20 protein-coding genes are annotated in these 16685 nt (G+C 32.5%); 13 read left to right on the top strand and 7 right to left on the bottom strand.

Annotation, left to right across the window (positions count from 1 at the left end):
* The first annotated feature begins 102 nt into the window (after positions 1–102).
* Complete coding sequence (gene dinB, locus JVU85_RS12230) at positions 103–1176, top strand: DNA polymerase IV (protein ID WP_002509171.1); 1074 nt, start codon at positions 103–105, stop codon at positions 1174–1176.
* Here dinB and JVU85_RS12225 read toward each other — a convergent pair.
* Together JVU85_RS12225 and ftnA are read right to left on the bottom strand one after the other, a co-directional pair.
* Complete coding sequence (locus tag JVU85_RS12225; protein ID WP_002509172.1) at positions 1173–1727, bottom strand: 3'-5' exonuclease; 555 nt, start codon at positions 1725–1727, stop codon at positions 1173–1175. The two genes, dinB and JVU85_RS12225, sit on opposite strands and share 4 nt — an antisense overlap.
* A gap of 225 nt (positions 1728–1952) precedes the next feature.
* The gene (ftnA, locus tag JVU85_RS12220) at positions 1953–2456 is read right to left on the bottom strand and encodes an H-type ferritin FtnA (protein ID WP_002509173.1); all 504 of its coding nucleotides are present in this window, start codon (positions 2454–2456) and stop codon (positions 1953–1955) included.
* A gap of 171 nt (positions 2457–2627) precedes the next feature.
* Between ftnA and murT the strand changes: the two genes are divergently transcribed.
* Positions 2628–3938 carry a lipid II isoglutaminyl synthase subunit MurT gene (murT, locus tag JVU85_RS12215; protein WP_103388396.1) on the top strand — a complete coding sequence of 437 codons (1311 nt, stop codon included), beginning with the start codon at positions 2628–2630 and terminating at the stop codon, positions 3936–3938.
* Positions 3939–4664 carry a lipid II isoglutaminyl synthase subunit GatD gene (gene gatD, locus JVU85_RS12210; RefSeq protein ID WP_021459029.1) on the top strand — a complete coding sequence of 242 codons (726 nt, stop codon included), beginning with the start codon at positions 3939–3941 and terminating at the stop codon, positions 4662–4664.
* Positions 4665–5154: 490 nt separating this feature from the next.
* Here the strand turns inward: gatD and JVU85_RS12205 are convergent, their stop codons facing one another.
* Positions 5155–6141 (bottom strand): FUSC family protein, encoded by a 987-nt coding sequence (locus tag JVU85_RS12205; RefSeq protein ID WP_135024393.1) that lies wholly within the window; start codon positions 6139–6141, stop codon positions 5155–5157.
* A 165-nt stretch (positions 6142–6306) separates the two neighbouring features.
* On the opposite strand from JVU85_RS12205, the gene map reads away from it, so the two are divergent.
* The 5 genes from map (at position 6307) to vraR (ending at position 9925) form a co-directional block, all read left to right on the top strand.
* Entirely contained in the window at positions 6307–7059 is a 753-nt protein-coding gene (map, locus tag JVU85_RS12200; protein WP_002509177.1) for a type I methionyl aminopeptidase, read from the top strand.
* 102 nt (positions 7060–7161) lie between these two features.
* Positions 7162–7548 (top strand): hypothetical protein, encoded by a 387-nt coding sequence (locus JVU85_RS12195; protein ID WP_002509178.1) that lies wholly within the window; start codon positions 7162–7164, stop codon positions 7546–7548.
* A gap of 16 nt (positions 7549–7564) precedes the next feature.
* Positions 7565–8266, top strand: a complete 702-nt coding sequence (vraT, locus tag JVU85_RS12190; RefSeq protein ID WP_002509179.1) for a cell wall-active antibiotics response protein VraT — start codon at positions 7565–7567, stop codon at positions 8264–8266.
* On the top strand, positions 8263–9306 hold the full coding sequence (gene vraS, locus JVU85_RS12185) for a sensor histidine kinase VraS (RefSeq protein WP_002509180.1): 1044 nt from the start codon (positions 8263–8265) through the stop codon (positions 9304–9306). The genes vraT and vraS overlap by 4 nt, the downstream gene beginning before the upstream one ends.
* A complete protein-coding gene (vraR, locus tag JVU85_RS12180; protein WP_002509181.1) occupies positions 9296–9925 on the top strand; it encodes a response regulator transcription factor VraR in 630 nt (209 codons plus the stop codon). Before vraS ends, vraR begins: the two co-directional genes overlap by 11 nt.
* Positions 9926–9985: 60 nt before the next feature.
* On the opposite strand, the gene JVU85_RS12175 is transcribed toward vraR, so the two are convergent.
* The 3 genes from JVU85_RS12175 to JVU85_RS12165 all read right to left on the bottom strand — a co-directional run bounded on the left by JVU85_RS12175 (position 9986) and on the right by JVU85_RS12165 (position 12100).
* Positions 9986–11065: a YihY/virulence factor BrkB family protein gene (locus JVU85_RS12175; RefSeq protein WP_142019533.1), complete on the bottom strand. Its 1080-nt coding sequence runs from the start codon at positions 11063–11065 to the stop codon at positions 9986–9988.
* Positions 11066–11344: 279 nt separating this feature from the next.
* Complete coding sequence (locus JVU85_RS12170) at positions 11345–11629, bottom strand: hypothetical protein (RefSeq protein ID WP_002509183.1); 285 nt, start codon at positions 11627–11629, stop codon at positions 11345–11347.
* A gap of 6 nt (positions 11630–11635) precedes the next feature.
* Entirely contained in the window at positions 11636–12100 is a 465-nt protein-coding gene (locus tag JVU85_RS12165; RefSeq protein ID WP_002509184.1) for a low molecular weight protein-tyrosine-phosphatase, read from the bottom strand.
* 135 nt (positions 12101–12235) lie between these two features.
* On the opposite strand from JVU85_RS12165, the gene JVU85_RS12160 reads away from it, so the two are divergent.
* Genes JVU85_RS12160 through JVU85_RS12150 form a run of 3 tightly spaced genes read left to right on the top strand, consistent with a single transcriptional unit; the run spans position 12236 to position 14250 of the window.
* Positions 12236–12439 (top strand): DUF1128 family protein, encoded by a 204-nt coding sequence (locus tag JVU85_RS12160; protein WP_142019535.1) that lies wholly within the window; start codon positions 12236–12238, stop codon positions 12437–12439.
* A gap of 11 nt (positions 12440–12450) precedes the next feature.
* Positions 12451–13689 carry an aminopeptidase gene (locus JVU85_RS12155; RefSeq protein ID WP_112369296.1) on the top strand — a complete coding sequence of 413 codons (1239 nt, stop codon included), beginning with the start codon at positions 12451–12453 and terminating at the stop codon, positions 13687–13689.
* Positions 13690–13728: 39 nt separating this feature from the next.
* The gene (locus JVU85_RS12150) at positions 13729–14250 is read left to right on the top strand and encodes an acyl-CoA thioesterase (RefSeq protein ID WP_239441217.1); all 522 of its coding nucleotides are present in this window, start codon (positions 13729–13731) and stop codon (positions 14248–14250) included.
* Positions 14251–14323: 73 nt separating this feature from the next.
* On the opposite strand, the gene yfkAB is transcribed toward JVU85_RS12150, so the two are convergent.
* The gene (yfkAB, locus tag JVU85_RS12145; RefSeq protein WP_002509188.1) at positions 14324–15469 is read right to left on the bottom strand and encodes a radical SAM/CxCxxxxC motif protein YfkAB; all 1146 of its coding nucleotides are present in this window, start codon (positions 15467–15469) and stop codon (positions 14324–14326) included.
* A 184-nt stretch (positions 15470–15653) separates the two neighbouring features.
* On the opposite strand from yfkAB, the gene JVU85_RS12140 reads away from it, so the two are divergent.
* Complete coding sequence (locus JVU85_RS12140; protein WP_002509189.1) at positions 15654–15815, top strand: SE1561 family protein; 162 nt, start codon at positions 15654–15656, stop codon at positions 15813–15815.
* Positions 15816–15897: 82 nt separating this feature from the next.
* Positions 15898–16413: a type 1 glutamine amidotransferase domain-containing protein gene (locus tag JVU85_RS12135; RefSeq protein ID WP_002509190.1), complete on the top strand. Its 516-nt coding sequence runs from the start codon at positions 15898–15900 to the stop codon at positions 16411–16413.
* Positions 16414–16685: the final 272 nt, after the last annotated feature.

Raw genomic sequence — 16685 nt, 5'->3', positions numbered from 1 at the left:
TCAGTAGGACAAGCTTTTGGAGTGTTTTTTGTTTGATTGTATTATAATTTAACTGGTTGATGATACATGGATGAACAAATTATTGTGCAGGAGGGAAAAGTTATGCATGAAAGACGAATAATTCATATTGACATGGATTACTTTTTTGCACAAGTTGAAACGAGAGATAATCCATCTTTAAAAGGGAAACCAGTCATAGTAGGTGGTAAAGCAAGTGGACGAGGTGTAGTGTCTACGGCTTCATATGAAGCAAGGAAATATGGTGTTCACTCAGCAATGCCTATGGCTCAAGCGCATAAATTGTGTCCCAATGGTTATTATGTAACGCATCGTTTTGAAGCATATAGAGCGGCCTCAAAAATTATTATGAGCATTTTTAAAAGTTATACTGAAATTGTTGAGCCACTATCATTGGATGAAGCATATTTAGATATAACACATTTAGTGAGACCTGACTTACCAGCATCAACGATTGCACAATTTATCAGACGTGATATATGGGAGCAAACACAGCTCACAGCATCTGCAGGTGTTTCATACAATAAATTTCTAGCAAAATTAGCGAGTGGTATGAATAAACCTAATGGCTTAACAATTATTGATTATCATAATGTGCATGATATTTTAATGGGCTTAGATATTGGAGACTTTCCCGGTATTGGAAAAGCAACTAAACAGAAAATGCACGACCATGAGATTTTTTGTGGCCGAGATTTATATGAACAAAGTGAATATAATTTAGTGCGGTTGTTTGGGAAGCGAGGTCACGGCTTATATAATAAAGCCCGAGGTATCGATCATAATTTAGTAAAGCCTACGCGAATTCGTAAATCAGTAGGTACTGAACGTACTTTTGCTACAGATATGAATGATGATGAGGCAATACTGCAAAAGGTATGGGAACTGAGCACTAAAACAGCTGAAAGATTAGCAAAATTGCAAAAGTCGGCCAAAACAGTAACCGTAAAAATTAAGACATATAAATTTGAAACATACTCTAAGCAAAGAAGTTTGAGAGAGCCAGTGAGGTCTGAAACAGATATATACAATATTGCGTATGCCTTGTTTACAGAATTAAAAGAAGCGGATGTGCCGATTCGGTTAGTAGGAGTAACTGTTGGAAATTTAGAAAAAACGACATTTGAAAATATGACGATATATGATTATTTAAATTAATCCTTATCTTGTAATTGTTTACCATAGACGTTTAACATGGCTTGTAAGTTATCATAGTGTTTTAATAGGCGAAACGTAATCATAGCACAAGCTTTAGCGTCGTTAAGCGCATCATGATGTCCATGAAAATCTAAATTATAAAATTTCATCATATGGTTTAACCCATAACGCGAGTTACTGACAGTACGTCGTGCTAATTGCAATGAGCAAAAATACGTCATAGCTGGTGTATCACAGTGAATATACTTGATACTTTCATGTAGTACAGTCATATCAAAAGAAGCATTATGAGCTACCACTGGTAATTGATTGATAAATTGCATCATATAAGGATATACTTCTGCGAAAGTTGGAGCTGATTTGACATCACTACTTTGTATACCATGAACTGCTATGTTTTGTTGTGAAAAGTAATCATGAGGATTGACGAGCGTATAAAAAGTTTCTACGATTTCATGGTTCACAACTTTGACCATACCTATAGAACAAATACTAGTACGTTTTCCATTTGCAGTTTCAAAATCAAGTGCTACGAAGGCATTATCGTTCATTAGCTTTAAATCCTTTCTGTGTAAAAATGAGTTTTAGACATATTACTATAAAAAAATAGTTCACGAGGTATTTTAACATACAATAGATAATATTTATTATATAATAAACATGAGATTGTGACAGCAGTGCTTAAAATCTGAGTCCTCATTATAGGTACTTCAAACAATAATCACACGTCCCAACCTCATGGTAATGTATCGTATTAATTTATTAGATGAAACTTATTATTCCTCTTCATCAAAAGAACGTGCAGCAAGCTCTTTTTCATATAGATATAACGTATTGTGGTCATCGCCAATGCGTTTTAAGTAATCAATATGAGTTTCAAACATTGATTCTTCTTCTACTTGTTCATCTAAGAACCAGTTTAAAAATGAAATAGTAGCATAATCTTTATCTTTGTTCGCGATATCTGATAAGTTGTAAAATCTACGAGTAACATCTTGCTCTTGAGTTAGTCCATCTTCAAAAGTTTCTAAGATACTTTTGAATTCTGATTTAGGAGCTGATATAGCAGAAAATACGGCATGCTCACCACGATCATTGATATAATCATAAATTTTCTTACCATGGAAACGTTCTTCTTTTGCTTGTTGGATATAAAAATTTGCAAAACCTTCATAGGACTCTTTATCACAGTATGCAGCCATTGCCATATAAGCATGTGCTGCAAAAAATTCATGGTTCATTTGTTCATTTAAAGCATTTAACAATTCTTTATTTAACATAAATAACAGCCTCCTATTGATGTAATTGGTACAAGTATAGCAAAACCATTGTTTTTAGTAAATAATAATAATTACAATCTGTGTATTGTCAAACCTTTTTAATTGAGAATGGTTTGGAAAGCATTTAAATCGTGTTATAATATTTTAGCGAATAATTAAGGGAGGAAACTTATGAGACATTGGACTGCAACTCGATTAGCCAAATTGGCAAGGTCAGCTAGTAGAGCTGTCGGTAAGAAAGGAACAGACTTACCTGGCCAAATTGCGCGAAAAGTGGATAAAAATATATTGAAAAATTTAGCTTCAAAAGTAGATGAAATTGTATTTATTAGTGGTACAAATGGGAAAACAACTACATCTAATTTAATTGGTCACACTTTAAAGAAAAATGATATTGACATCATACATAATAATGAAGGAGCTAACATGGCTGCTGGTATCACTTCAGCATTCATATTACAAAATACGGCTAATACAAAAATAGCTGTTATTGAGATAGACGAGGGTAGTATTCCAAGAGTATTAAAAGAGATGACTCCGACAATGATGGTATTTACTAACTTTTTCAGAGATCAAATGGACCGTTTTGGTGAAATTGATATAATGGTTAATAATATTGCTAAAGCAATTGAAAATAAGGGAATAAAATTATTGTTAAATGCAGACGATCCTTTTGTTAGTAGATTAAAAATAGCGAGCGATACAGTTTTATATTATGGTATCGAAAAAAATGCCCATCAATTTGAGCAAAGTACAATGAATGAAAGTAAATATTGTCCAAACTGTGGAAAATTATTACATTATGACTATATACATTATAATCAAATTGGACATTATCACTGTGCGTGTGGGTTCAAGCGTGAACAACCTAAATATGAGATTTCTGAATTTACATTATCACCATTTATAAATATGGTAGTGAATGAAACCACTATGAACATGAAAATAGCAGGAGATTTTAACGCATATAACTCATTAGCTGCTTACACAGTTTTACGAGAATTAGGTTTAGAAGATGACCTTATTCGTAAAGGCTTTGAAACATATACATCACAAAATGGACGCATGCAGTATTTTAAACATGGGGAAAAAGAGGCCATGATTAACTTAGCTAAAAACCCTGCAGGTATGAATGCCAGTCTGTCAGTAGGTGAAGAAATAGAAGGTAGCAAAGTATATGTTCTAGGTTTAAATGACAATCCAGCAGACGGTCGAGATACATCATGGATTTATGATGCAGATTTTGAAAAGTTATCACGTCAAACTATCGAAGCAATAATTGTAACTGGGAATAGAGCAGAAGAATTACATTTACGATTAAAGCTAGCTGAAATAACGGCTCCAATTATCGTAGAAAAAGATATTCACAAAGCGTCAGCACTAACAATGAATTATGCTAGTTTTACAGTAGCAATTCCAAATTATACTTCATTAGCACCTATGTTAGATCAGTTAAATCGTTCTTTTGGGGAGGCAAACTAAATGAAAGAACTGACCATTTATCATTTCATGCCAGATAAATTAAATTTATATAGTGATATTGGCAACATTATCGCATTAAAACAACGGGCAAAACAACGCAATATAACAATTCATGTCGAAGATATAAACCAAACTGAAGGTGTAACTTTAGAAAATTGTGATTTATTCTTCATTGGTGGTGGAAGCGACAGAGAACAAGCGCTAGCAACCCAAGAATTAAGTAAAATTAAAAACACTTTAAAAGAAGCTATTGAAGATGGTATGCCAGGCTTAACAATTTGTGGCGGTTATCAATTTTTAGGTAGTAAATATATAACACCAGACGGTACAGAATTAGAAGGCTTAAATATTTTGGATTTTTACACACAATCTAAAGAAGAGCGTTTGACTGGTGATATTGTAATAGAGAGTGACACATTCGGTACTATTGTAGGGTTTGAAAATCATGGTGGTCGAACATATCATTCGTTTGGCACTTTAGGTAAAGTCACACATGGATTCGGCAATAATGATACAGACGGCAAAGAAGGTATTCATTATAAAAACTTATTAGGTACATATTTACATGGACCAATATTGCCTAAAAATCACGAATTAACAGATTACTTATTAGAAAAAGCATGTGAGAGAAAAGGTATTACTTTCGAACCAAAACAATTAGACAATACAGTAGAAGAAGCGGCAAAACAAGTTATAGTTAAGCGCGTGAAAAATAATAAAAAGTAGCTATTAATAAAACCACTAAGTTTACTTACTTAGTGGTTTTTAGATTGTCTACTAAGTTTATGGCTTTGTTGGCAGTTTTTGTGCACGCTTTCCGCGGGCACTGCCTCATCCTGTAGTCTTCGGCTGGTGCTCTTCCCGCAGGAGTCGGCCCAAAGCACTGCCAATATAATAATATATAAATTAAAAGATAAAAAAGAGTGATTTGAGAGAAGATTGGGCGATGCAAAAGAACAGTATAGTTTGCTCGATGGACGATATATGGATTCCAAAGTTTTCATAAATAACACACTAATTTGTCCTGCCATGAACCTTAAAAAATTAGCAATGTAGTTAGTAAAATAAATGATGAACGCCTGATAGACACTACTTTTATGAAAAAACTATATAGATAAAATAAACAAATACCCCCTTTGCAAATTAATGTGAAGGAGGTGTTTATGTTTTGAAAGTCTAAGTAAGCATACTTAGTGGTTTTTCATATGTATTATGATTACGCATAGCGTTCATCTAAAATACGATAAATCAATAAAATTTCGTAAATGATGTGACTTTTAAGTTGATGTTCATCGAATTCATCCAGTCCTTTAACTGAATTTTTTAATATAGAAGCACTTTGCTTTTCTCTTTTGAAATGACCTGTTGCTATTATTTGGTTAATACTATTTGCAATGGATAAGATTGCGTATTTTTCTTCAATATCAAAGCCAATTGCTGTGCGTTTAGGTAGATATATAATGTTCGATAAATGAGAAATAAAAAGGCGATCTGTTTGTGCTAAAGTTTGAAGTTTTTTTAATTTTATCCATTCTTGCTTATCGTTTTTATGATATGCTAATTCATCGTTTTGATAATTAATTAAAGTTTCTATTTTTTTGCTCGCATCTAATAATTGGTTAAGTTGTTGGTTTGACTGTTCGGATTTAAATTGACTGAGTAATAATTGTTGCATGCGATTACTATATAAACTGTACATTTTAGACTCAGTCTCTTTAATTAGTTGATCAAGTTGATTATAATATTTTGGGGGCAAGATAATAAAATTGACTAATGCCGCAGTACTTAAACCAATAAAGGCAGTTAGTAATCTAGAAAAGAAATTAAAAATATATGCGTCATGTATACCAGGTATCATTGCAACTGCTGTCAAAGTAGCAACAGTAGTACCTGCATGTAAATTTAAGCGGGTACAAATTAAAATGGTAAACATAGTACTTAACGCATAGGATAATGGAGATTGATCACCGAATAGGTAAGTAAATATAACAGCTAAAAGTGCACCAATAACAGTGGCAGGTAGTCTTTTGTATCCTTTTTTTATTGACGCTTTTGCAGTAGGTTCAATTGTTACGACTGCTGTCAATATAGCAAAAATAGGATTTAAATTTAGCAGCATACAGAAGAGCGCTGTTAAGAATGTTGCTAGTCCTGTTTTAAGTGTACGTGCACCAATAATATTTTTATACCATTTATCGTTCATAGTTCAAAACTCCTAATCGTAATAACCAGATGTGTAAAACTGTTTATGTAATTTGAAAAGTTAAAATGTTAAACTAGTATGTATTCTAATACTGTAAGTTATTATATCAAAATTTTTCTGCTATAATAATAAGTAATATAATTTTATAAAAAGGATCGGGATAAAATGATTGTAAAAACAAATGAAGAATTACAAGCCTTGAAAGATATTGGGTATATTTGTGCTTTAATAAGAGATAAAATGCAAGAAGCAACAGTACCTGGTATTACAACAAAAGAATTAGATGATATCGCAAAAGAATTATTTGAACAACATGGAGCATTATCTGCACCTATACATGACGAAAACTTTCCAGGACAAACATGCATTAGCGTAAATGAAGAAGTCGCACATGGTATTCCTGGCAAACGTGTCATTCGTGAAGGAGACTTAGTAAATATTGATGTTTCAGCTTTAAAAAATGGTTACTATGCAGATACAGGTATTTCATTTGTAGTAGGTGAAGCAGACAATCCAATGAAACAAAAAGTATGTGATGTGGCATTAGAAGCATTCGATGCGGCTATGACGAAAGTTAAACCTGGAACAAAATTAAGTCAAATAGGTAAGGCAGTACATGCTACAGCACGTAAAAATGATGTTACAGTTATTAAAAATTTAACTGGTCATGGCGTAGGGCAATCATTACATGAAGCACCAAGTCACGTGATGAATTACTATGATCCAAAAGATAAAGCTTTATTAAAAGAAGGCACAGTTATTGCTGTTGAACCATTCATTTCATCTAATGCAACATTTGTTACAGAAGGCAAAAATGAATGGGCATTTGAAACAAAAGATAAAAGTTATGTTGCCCAAATAGAACATACTGTAATTGTCACGAAGGATGGCCCATTATTAACAACTAAAATTGATTAATAATGTTCGGTCTAAAGTCTTAATGTAATATGGTTCCGGAGCCTATAGGATTGGTTCCGGTAATTTTTTATAATGAAATCTAATCAATGATGAGGTGGTTTCATGAATTATATTACAACTTATTTAAATCGTGTGTGTCAACAAACAATGGAAGTTAGTTTAAACACATACCGTGAACATTTAGATCAAAAACTTAAAAGTATCGAACGCTATATTAACTATTTAGTGCAAAAAAGGGACTACATAGGTAAGATGATTGACAGTCTCGCATTAAGATTAGAAAATAAATATATCGATATGATTGAAGAAGAATATATTGACTGTGCAGAAGAAATTGAACATGATGATATTGAAGCAATAAAACAAAAGTTAAATGTAATGGAAGCTGACTATGCACGTATTGAGACAGATTTATCACTACAAGCAAAAGAAAAAATCAACACAGAAACAGAATGTGATTTAATTGAACGCATAAGTTTAGTCGCTTAAAGAAAGGTGGCGAACCATGACACATAAGTATATATCGACAGAAATGTTGATTATCTTTACAGCATTGATGATTATAGCCAATTTTTACTATATCTTTTTTGAGAAAATTGGCTTTTTATTAGTGTTGTTATTAGGATGTATCTTAGTTTATGTAGGCTATGTATATTTCCATAAGATAAGAGGGTTGTTATCTTTTTGGATAGGTGTGTTATTAATTGCTTTTACGTTGCTATCAAATAAATATACGATCATTATTTTATTTATCTTTTTAGTAGCTTTGATTGTAAAGTATCTTATTTACAAATTCAAACCTTTAAAAGTTGTTGCAGCTGAATCTGAAGTGGACAATCCAGAATTTATAAAACAAAAATGGTTTGGTGAACAACGTACACCTGTGTATGTATACAAATGGGAAGATTTACAAATACAACATGGTATTGGCGATATACACATTGATATGACAAAAGCAGCCAACATTAAAGAAAATAATACTATTGTAGTAAGACAACTCATTGGTCGCATTCAAATTATCGTACCACTTAATTACAATTTGAATTTCCATTTTAGTGCTTTGTATGGCAATGCTTATCTCAATGATAAATCATATAAAATTGAAAATAATAACATTAAAATTAATGAAGAAACCAAAGAAGAAAATTACAATGTAAATATATACGTATCTAGTTTAATAGGAGATGTTGAGGTGATTTATAGATGAATCACTACATTAGAGCAATAGGCTCTATGCTAATATTAGTATATAGTACATTAATTGCTTTTTTCTTTATAGATAAAATATTTGTAAATATTATGTATTTTCAAGGTATGTTTTATACCCAAATATTTGGTATTCCAGTATTTTTATTTTTAAATTTGCTCATAATTTTATTATGTATCATTGTAGGATCGGTTTTAGCTTATAAAATAAACCAGCAAAACCATTGGCTACAAACACAAATTGAACGTTCAATTGAAGGAGAAACAGTAGGGATTAATGACCAAGATATAGAACTTTATAATGAAACTATAGAGCTCTATCAAACGTTAGTTCCACTCAATCAAGAAGTACATAAACTGCGAATGAAGACCCAAAATTTAACAAATGAATCTTATAATTTAAACGATGTCAAAGTTAAAAAAATAATCGAAGATGAACGACAAAGATTGGCTAGGGAATTACATGATTCAGTGAGTCAGCAACTTTTTGCAGCTAGCATGATGTTATCAGCTATCAAAGAATCTCAATTAACACCACCTTTAGATCAACAAATCCCTACATTAGAAAAAATGGTACAAGATTCTCAACTAGAAATGAGAGCATTATTACTACATTTAAGACCAATTGGTTTAAAAGATAAGTCTCTCGGAGAAGGTATTAAAGATTTAGTTGTCGATTTACAGAAAAAAGTACCAATGAAGGTCATACATGACATTGAAGATTTTACTGTACCTAAAGGTATTGAAGATCATTTGTTTCGTATTACGCAAGAAGCGATATCCAATACATTACGTCATTCCAACGGTACAAAAGTAACAATTGAATTATTTAATCAAGAAGCATATTTATTATTACGTATTCAAGATAACGGTATTGGTTTTAACGTAGATGATAAAGCTGAACAAAGTTATGGATTGAAAAATATGCGGGAGCGTGCATTAGAAATAGGTGCCACATTCCATATTGTATCGCTGCCTGATTCAGGTACTAGAATAGAAGTGAAAGCACCATTAGATAAGGAGGATATAGATGCCAATTAAAGTATTATTTGTAGATGACCATGAAATGGTTCGTATTGGAATTTCTAGTTATTTATCAACACAACAAGATATAGAAGTAGTAGGCGAAGGTAAGTCAGGTAATGAAGCAATTGAATTAGCACATAAGTTACAACCCGATTTAATATTAATGGATTTAGTTATGGATGATATGGATGGGGTAGATGCAACTGCGCAAGTAAAAAAAGACTTACCGCAAATTAAAGTAGTTATGTTAACAAGTTATATTGAAGATAATGAAGTATATCGTGCGTTAGATTCAGGTGTAGATAGCTATATTTTAAAAACTACAAGTGCAAGTGATATTGCCGAAGCGGTGCGTAAGACATATCATGGTGAGGCTGTGTTTGAAGCAGAAGTATTAGTGAAAATGCGTAATCGTATGAAACAACGTGCTGAGCTTTATGAGATGTTGACAGAGCGAGAGATGGAAATATTATTGTTAATTGCTAAAGGTTATTCTAACCAAGAAATTGCTAGCGCATCACACATTACTATTAAAACAGTTAAAACACACGTAAGTAATATATTAAGTAAATTAGAAGTACAAGACCGTACACAAGCAGTAATCTATGCATTCCAACATAATTTAATTCAATAAAAAAGCAAGTCACCGGCATTTTAGATAAATGCGAGGTGACTTGCTTTTTTATTATATAGCTTAAGAAAAATTAGCTTCGTCATCTTTATTTTGTTCAATAGCTTGCATTGTGCGTTCTTCAGGTGTTGGTCCTGAGATAATTTTACGTTGGTGAATAATTGCATTAATTTCAGCGCCGATAATAATAATAAAACCAGTAATATATAACCAAAGCATTAAAATGATAATCCCTGCAATACTACCGTATGTTTTAGAATAATTCGAGAAATTAGAAACGTAATAGCCGAATAAAAATGACCCTACTATAAAGACAATCGTCGCAAATACAGCTCCTGGAATAACAGAAGATATTTTAATTTTGACATTAGGGGCTAATGTATATAGCACCATAAATGCCAATAAGACGATAATAAATGGTAACACAATACGAACAATACTAAAGAGCCAACTGATTTGTTCTCCTAGACCTAGAGGTCCAAATAATAATGAACCAATTTGTTCGCCAAATGCTGGTAAAATCATGGCAATTGGTAAAATAATAATCATGGCTAATGTGAAAACGACGCTTAATAATTTAGCAACGACAAAATTACGACTATCTTCAACATCATAGGCAACATTAAATGAATTCATTAATGCTGTCATACCGTTAGATGCAGACCACAGAGATAAAATTAAACCAACAGATAGTAAGCCGCCACTGGCATTATCCATTATGTCTGATATTAAATGAGATACTTGTTCAGCATAGTCGGGTGGCATGTTTTGGCTTATCATATTTTGAATTGTTTCTTGCTTTACGCCAACTACAGGTACGATTGTTAATAGAAAGATTAACATTGGGAAAAGAGAAAGCATAAAGTAATATGATAATTGTGCCGCTAAACCAGATGCATCGTCTTTACCAATTCGATAAACTAAATACGACAAAAAGTTCGAATCTTTTGTATATTTGGCTGGCTTATTTATACGTGAGACAAAGAATGCTTGGTTGTCTTTTTTAGTATCTTTGGAGTGAAATTCATTAGGTGTAACGTATGTACGATCAGTTTCAACCTTGTTAGACTTGTTATTTTTATTATGTTCCTTATTTTTAATAGAATTTAAAAATTTAGAAGTTGTAGGTTTGTTCTTTGACATATCTGATCTCCTTAACTTTTTAATGACTACTAATAATATACTGTATAAATTAAAATAGGTAAATACATTATTATGATATTAAAAAATAATTGTTAACCATATAAAATTTTAAGACAATGTAAATAATAACAGTGCGATAATTGTTTAGTAAAAGGCTGGGACATTATAAATGTTCCAGCCTTAATGAATGTATTGAATATAAATTCTATGCTCAAGATTAAAGCACGAGCTTGTTAAATACGTGATCAAGTCATTGCATAGCTCATGCTATAGAGAAACTTAACCATTAAGACGGTTATTTTTCTTTTCTACAAATGTATCTTTAGCATCTTTTAAAGATTTTTCTAATTCAGGATTATTACGTCTGATTTCTTCAATCGCATCTTTCCAATATAGAACTTCATCTTTAATATTGCTAATTGCAGATGGTTTGCTTTGACGGTTACCATTTTTAGCATCTTGAATAGATTGTTTTAATGATTCACGTGTTGATTTGTCAGCTAAAGTAGCTGCACCGCCAATAACTGCACCTAATAATATACCTGGAACTAATTTATTTTTCATTGTGTGTTACCCCTCTCTTAAGTTAGCGTCTTTTACAATATAATCAATTAAGTTATCACAAGCTGATTGCACCATTTCAAAAACACCTTCAAAGTTATTAGTGTAATAAGGATCTGGTACATCACTTTCTTCCATACTACTAAATTCTAGTAATTTGAACAACTTTCCTTTGATAGATGGATTAATTTTTTTAATATTTTCGACATTACTTTGGTCCATCGCTATAATATAGTCGAAATCATCATTCGGTTCAAACAATTCACTAATCATTCCATCAGTTGGAATATTTTGACTTTGCAATATTTGTTGCGTACCTTCGTGTGGTGGTTGACCTAAATTCCATTTACCCGTTCCACGAGATTTTACACGTATCCCCGTGATGTTTCTATCTTGTAAGCGTTGCTTCATAATACCTTCTGCCATCGGAGAACGGCAAATATTGCCTAAACAGACAAATGCAACTGTTACCATAACTGATTACCTCCATATTAATTACTACATACACTTATTTTACCGGTTTTTGATGTATTTCTAAAGGTGAATCGTCATAAAAATTTTACATGATTGCATTATTTGATAAAATAAATTGATAAAGAGGTGATATAAATGACTAATAAAAATGAACAAATGATAATAGAAATTAGAGAGCGTCTAAATTTAGTTAATCAAAGCGTCATTGACCCAGCTAAATTTGAAGGTGCAGATGAAAAAGAAATACAGGAAATTCATAGTTATGTAACAACGAAATCTTCATTTACACCAAGTGAAGCGACTGCTATTGCGGATGCATTAGGCCAAATACGTAAATAAGGAGTGTTAGCATGTCTGACTTACAATATAAATTACAACAATACGCTCAACTATTAGTTGATGTAGGAATGAATGTACAACAAAATCAACCAGTATATATTCGCTCTAGTGTTGATGCATTAGAATTAACGCATTACATAGTTGAAGCAGCTTATAAAAGAGGTGCTTCAGATGTCAAAGTCGAATACAGTGATGATCGTTTGACACGTTTAAAATTTGAACATGAAACAACTGAACATTTTGAACATAATGAAGTTAAATCTTATGAAGTAGATAAAAGAATGGATTATGCACAACGTGGTGCTGCAAATTTAGCACTTATAACGCAAGATCCGGAATTATTAAATGGCATTGAAGCTGACAAATTAGCAACGTATCAAAAAGAATATAGTCTTGCCTATAAAGGATATATGGAAGCAAGCCAGAAAAATGAATTCCCGTGGTGTGTCGCTGCATACCCATCTAAAGCATGGGCTAAAAAAGTATATCCCGAATTGTCTGAAGAAGAGGCATACTATAAATTTATTGATGAAGTACTAGATATTGTCAGAGTTGATGGTAATGATCCTACTGAAAATTGGCAACAACACGTAGCTAATTTAAGTAAGCATGCTCAAAGATTACAAGATAAAAATTATTCTGCTTTAAGATATGAATCAGAAGGAACAGATTTAACTATCGGCTTGCCTACAGGTCATATTTGGGAGGATGCCACTAGTTACACAAGCAAGGGACAAGCATTTGTAGCTAATATACCAACTGAAGAAGTGTTCACAGCGCCACATCGTGAACGTGTAAATGGGTATGTTACTAATAAATTACCATTAAGTCACAATGGTAATATTATAGACGGCTTTAAGTTAACTTTTAAAGATGGAGAAGTTGTCGATGTTTCTGCAGAACAAGGTGAAGAGGCTCTAAAAACATTGTTATCTACTGATGATGGGGCTAAGCGTTTAGGTGAGGTAGCATTAGTACCGGATGATTCTCCTATTTCTAATCGTAATACAGTATTTTTCAATACGTTGTTTGATGAAAATGCTTCTTGTCATATAGCATTAGGTTCAGCATACGGTTTTAATATTGAAAATGGTACAGAAATGACTACCGAAGAAAAAGTTGCAAGTGGATTGAATGACTCACTTATTCATGTTGATTTTATGATTGGAAGTGACGATTTAACTATCTATGGCATCACACAAGATGGTACAGAAGAACTTGTTTTTGAACAAGGTAATTGGGCTAAGTAAGGATTATAGTTAATTCGAGTATGGGGAAGGGAAATGAATATGAAAAAAAGAACAAGTAAGCCAATGTCTGAAGCTAGAAGTGTAAAAGCTCGACAAGTATTTCCGCAGGACACTAACCATCATCATACGATGTTTGGTGGTATGTTGATGGCCAATATTGATGAAATTGCTGCGATTACTGCAATGAAACATGCGAATGCACAAGTTGTAACAGCATCAACGGATTCAGTAGACTTTTTAATGCCAATTAAAACAGGCGCAATATTATCTTATGAAGCAATGGTAAGTCACGCTGGTTCTACATCTATGGAAATATGTGTACAAATCATTGTTGAAGATTTAATAAAAGGTGAGCGCCAGTTAGGAGCATTAAGTTTTTTAACTTTTGTTGCTTTGGATGATGAAAGTAAGCCAACAACAATTCCAGAAGTGTACCCGGAAACACAAACAGAAAAATGGTTTTACGACTCTGCTAGTGTTCGTGTTAAAAGAAGAAAAGAGCGTAGAATTGAAAGTAAAGAAACAATTGAATTTTTAGAGAAAGTACAACATATAGAATAATGAGATAAGTTGAAATTTAAAGTAATAACAATATAAAAAGCCAATTCAAGCAATTGAATTGGCTTTTTTATAGTTAATTATATAATTGATGCATGTGCTTTTCATTTTCTTTAAAATTCGCAGTTGGATAATACATATTTTTAACTAAAACATTAGGTCCTAAACATTTAAATGCAGGACAATGACAATTTAAACTTTGAGCTAATGGAGAATTTAACCATTTTTCGAAGACAGTAGGCAATTTATCATGTTTGATGTTAGATATTGTACCTGTCTCATCACCAAAATCCGTTACAATCACATTTCCAGTAAAAACATTTACGTTTAATCGATTACGACCATCTGGATCATTACGCATAGTAACATTTTTACTTTGGCGTAAACGCTCTAATAAAGCTTGGTCGTCATCATCATTAATACACGGATAAATAGGTAATGTACCAAATAACATCCAAATGTTGTCGTCGCGAATATCCAATAACTGATGTATGGCTTGTTTCATCTCTTGTAATGACAATACATTTAATTCACTGGCAAAATCCGCGGGATACATCGGATGGATTTCATGTCTACTACATTTCATATCTTTCACAATTTCGTTATGTATCTTTGTTAAATAGGGTAAAGTACTTTGATTTAACATTGTTTCTGCTGAAATAAACATGCCTTGATCCGACAATGTTTGAGCGTTATTGAGCATTTGGTCATAAAGTTTGAGCTTGGCTTTTAAAGGTGGTTGTTTTTCCATTGCTCCAAATCCTACAGTGGCAAATTCATCTAATGTACCCCAATTATGAGAGATATGCATCACGTCGATATATTCTGCAATGTCTAAATAACGATCTTGAGGTAGGGTGAGATTTGAATTCATTTGTACGTATATACCTCGATCATAGGCATATTTCAATAAAGGTTTAACTACTTGCTTGATAGATTTTTTTGAAAACATAGGTTCTCCACCAGTAATCGACATCGTTTTTAAATGTGGGATTTCATCTAAACGACGATAAATAATGTCCATAGGTAAGGGGTCAGGATCTTGCGTTTGTAGTGTATAACCAACAGCACAGTGACTACAACGCATATTACATAGGTTTGTAGTGGTAAACTCTATATTACTTAAAGTGAGTTGATTATGCATATCGATATCTGTATAGGCTTCCCAAGGGTCATTGTTTATGCTAATGGGCTGTTTAGTACGGATTTGGTGTATCGTCATTACTAATCCTTCTTTCCTTCATATTCATTTTATCTGTTCTATTGTAAACAAAATCCAATGCGACTGTATACCACATAACGTCAAAAAGTTGTAAAAATTAAACTGTAATATAATATATCGGCTATCATTATTAGTTCAGAACATGTTAATATGTAATTATCATATATAAAGGAGTTAACATTCAATGGATGAAAATCAAACTATGAATCAAATCAAAAATAGATTAGAGCAATTTATTGATGACATTGATCACGTAAATCCTAACGAAGTTAAAGTTGAAGATATAGATGAGTGGATTGGTTTATTAGATCAACTAGAAGAAAAAGTTAAATCAGTATCTAAGTAAAGAAGTAATACCGATAATGTTTAAAAATTGTCTTTTTTGGTTATATCATATTATATAACGGCAAAGAGAAAGGTGATTTTAAATGGCAAAAAAAGTAGCAATTATACTTGCAAATGAATTTGAAGATATTGAATTAACAAGTCCAAAAGAAGCAATCGAAGAAGCTGGCCATGAAACAGTGATAATTGGCGATGTTGCTAACCATGAAGTAGTAGGTAAACATGGCGAAAAAGTAACGATTGATGTAAGCATTGCTGATGCTAAACCTGAAGACTATGATGGTTTATTAATTCCTGGAGGATTTGCACCTGACCATTTAAGAGGTGACGAAGAAGGAAGATATGGCACATTTGCTAAATATTTCACGAAAAATGACGTGCCAGCATTTGCGATTTGCCATGGACCTCAAATACTCATAGATACTGATGATTTAAAAGGAAGAACGTTAACTGCAGTGTTAAATGTGAGAAAAGATCTTTCAAACGCTGGGGCACAAGTTGTAGATGAATCAGTAGTTGTAGATAACAATATCGTTACAAGTCGTACACCTGACGACTTAGATGACTTTAATAAAGCAATTGTTGAGCAATTAAAATAACAATCGTTAACAAAATTTAATTTAAATATTCATTATGGATTTAAGAGGCTAGGACAATATTGATACGTCCTAGTCTCTTTTCATATGGGCAGTAGCTGACTGCATTGAAAATGCGCTTCAAACCAAGCTTGTTTCAACGCTAGTCATCCTTGCCGGGGTGGGACGACGAAATCATTATTTCAAAATCAGATTTCTGTCCCACTCCCTTTTAAGTGTGACCATCTCGATCAATTAAAGGTTTAATATCTTGAAAACCTTCACGATATTCGGCT

It is taken from the genome of Staphylococcus sp. GDY8P72P (genome assembly GCF_016890655.1).
Classification (GTDB): Bacteria; Bacillota; Bacilli; order Staphylococcales; family Staphylococcaceae; genus Staphylococcus; species Staphylococcus arlettae.
The sequence above is the reverse complement of the archived record's forward strand: the minus strand, read 5'-3'. Positions and strand labels throughout refer to the sequence as shown.

Excerpts from the sequence above, each read along its gene's own strand:
- dinB (WP_002509171.1), top strand. The coding sequence starts at position 103 with ATGCATGAAAGACGAATAATTCATATTGACATGGATTACTTTTTTGCA.
- JVU85_RS12225 (WP_002509172.1), bottom strand. The coding sequence starts at position 1,727 with ATGAACGATAATGCCTTCGTAGCACTTGATTTTGAAACTGCAAATGGA.
- ftnA (WP_002509173.1), bottom strand. The coding sequence starts at position 2,456 with ATGTTAAATAAAGAATTGTTAAATGCTTTAAATGAACAAATGAACCAT.
- murT (WP_103388396.1), top strand. The coding sequence starts at position 2,628 with ATGAGACATTGGACTGCAACTCGATTAGCCAAATTGGCAAGGTCAGCT.
- gatD (WP_021459029.1), top strand. The coding sequence starts at position 3,939 with ATGAAAGAACTGACCATTTATCATTTCATGCCAGATAAATTAAATTTA.
- JVU85_RS12205 (WP_135024393.1), bottom strand. The coding sequence starts at position 6,141 with ATGAACGATAAATGGTATAAAAATATTATTGGTGCACGTACACTTAAA.
- map (WP_002509177.1), top strand. The coding sequence starts at position 6,307 with ATGATTGTAAAAACAAATGAAGAATTACAAGCCTTGAAAGATATTGGG.
- JVU85_RS12195 (WP_002509178.1), top strand. The coding sequence starts at position 7,162 with ATGAATTATATTACAACTTATTTAAATCGTGTGTGTCAACAAACAATG.
- vraT (WP_002509179.1), top strand. The coding sequence starts at position 7,565 with ATGACACATAAGTATATATCGACAGAAATGTTGATTATCTTTACAGCA.
- vraS (WP_002509180.1), top strand. The coding sequence starts at position 8,263 with ATGAATCACTACATTAGAGCAATAGGCTCTATGCTAATATTAGTATAT.
- vraR (WP_002509181.1), top strand. The coding sequence starts at position 9,296 with ATGCCAATTAAAGTATTATTTGTAGATGACCATGAAATGGTTCGTATT.
- JVU85_RS12175 (WP_142019533.1), bottom strand. The coding sequence starts at position 11,065 with ATGTCAAAGAACAAACCTACAACTTCTAAATTTTTAAATTCTATTAAA.
- JVU85_RS12170 (WP_002509183.1), bottom strand. The coding sequence starts at position 11,629 with ATGAAAAATAAATTAGTTCCAGGTATATTATTAGGTGCAGTTATTGGC.
- JVU85_RS12165 (WP_002509184.1), bottom strand. The coding sequence starts at position 12,100 with ATGGTAACAGTTGCATTTGTCTGTTTAGGCAATATTTGCCGTTCTCCG.
- JVU85_RS12160 (WP_142019535.1), top strand. The coding sequence starts at position 12,236 with ATGACTAATAAAAATGAACAAATGATAATAGAAATTAGAGAGCGTCTA.
- JVU85_RS12155 (WP_112369296.1), top strand. The coding sequence starts at position 12,451 with ATGTCTGACTTACAATATAAATTACAACAATACGCTCAACTATTAGTT.
- JVU85_RS12150 (WP_239441217.1), top strand. The coding sequence starts at position 13,729 with ATGAAAAAAAGAACAAGTAAGCCAATGTCTGAAGCTAGAAGTGTAAAA.
- yfkAB (WP_002509188.1), bottom strand. The coding sequence starts at position 15,469 with ATGACGATACACCAAATCCGTACTAAACAGCCCATTAGCATAAACAAT.
- JVU85_RS12140 (WP_002509189.1), top strand. The coding sequence starts at position 15,654 with ATGGATGAAAATCAAACTATGAATCAAATCAAAAATAGATTAGAGCAA.
- JVU85_RS12135 (WP_002509190.1), top strand. The coding sequence starts at position 15,898 with ATGGCAAAAAAAGTAGCAATTATACTTGCAAATGAATTTGAAGATATT.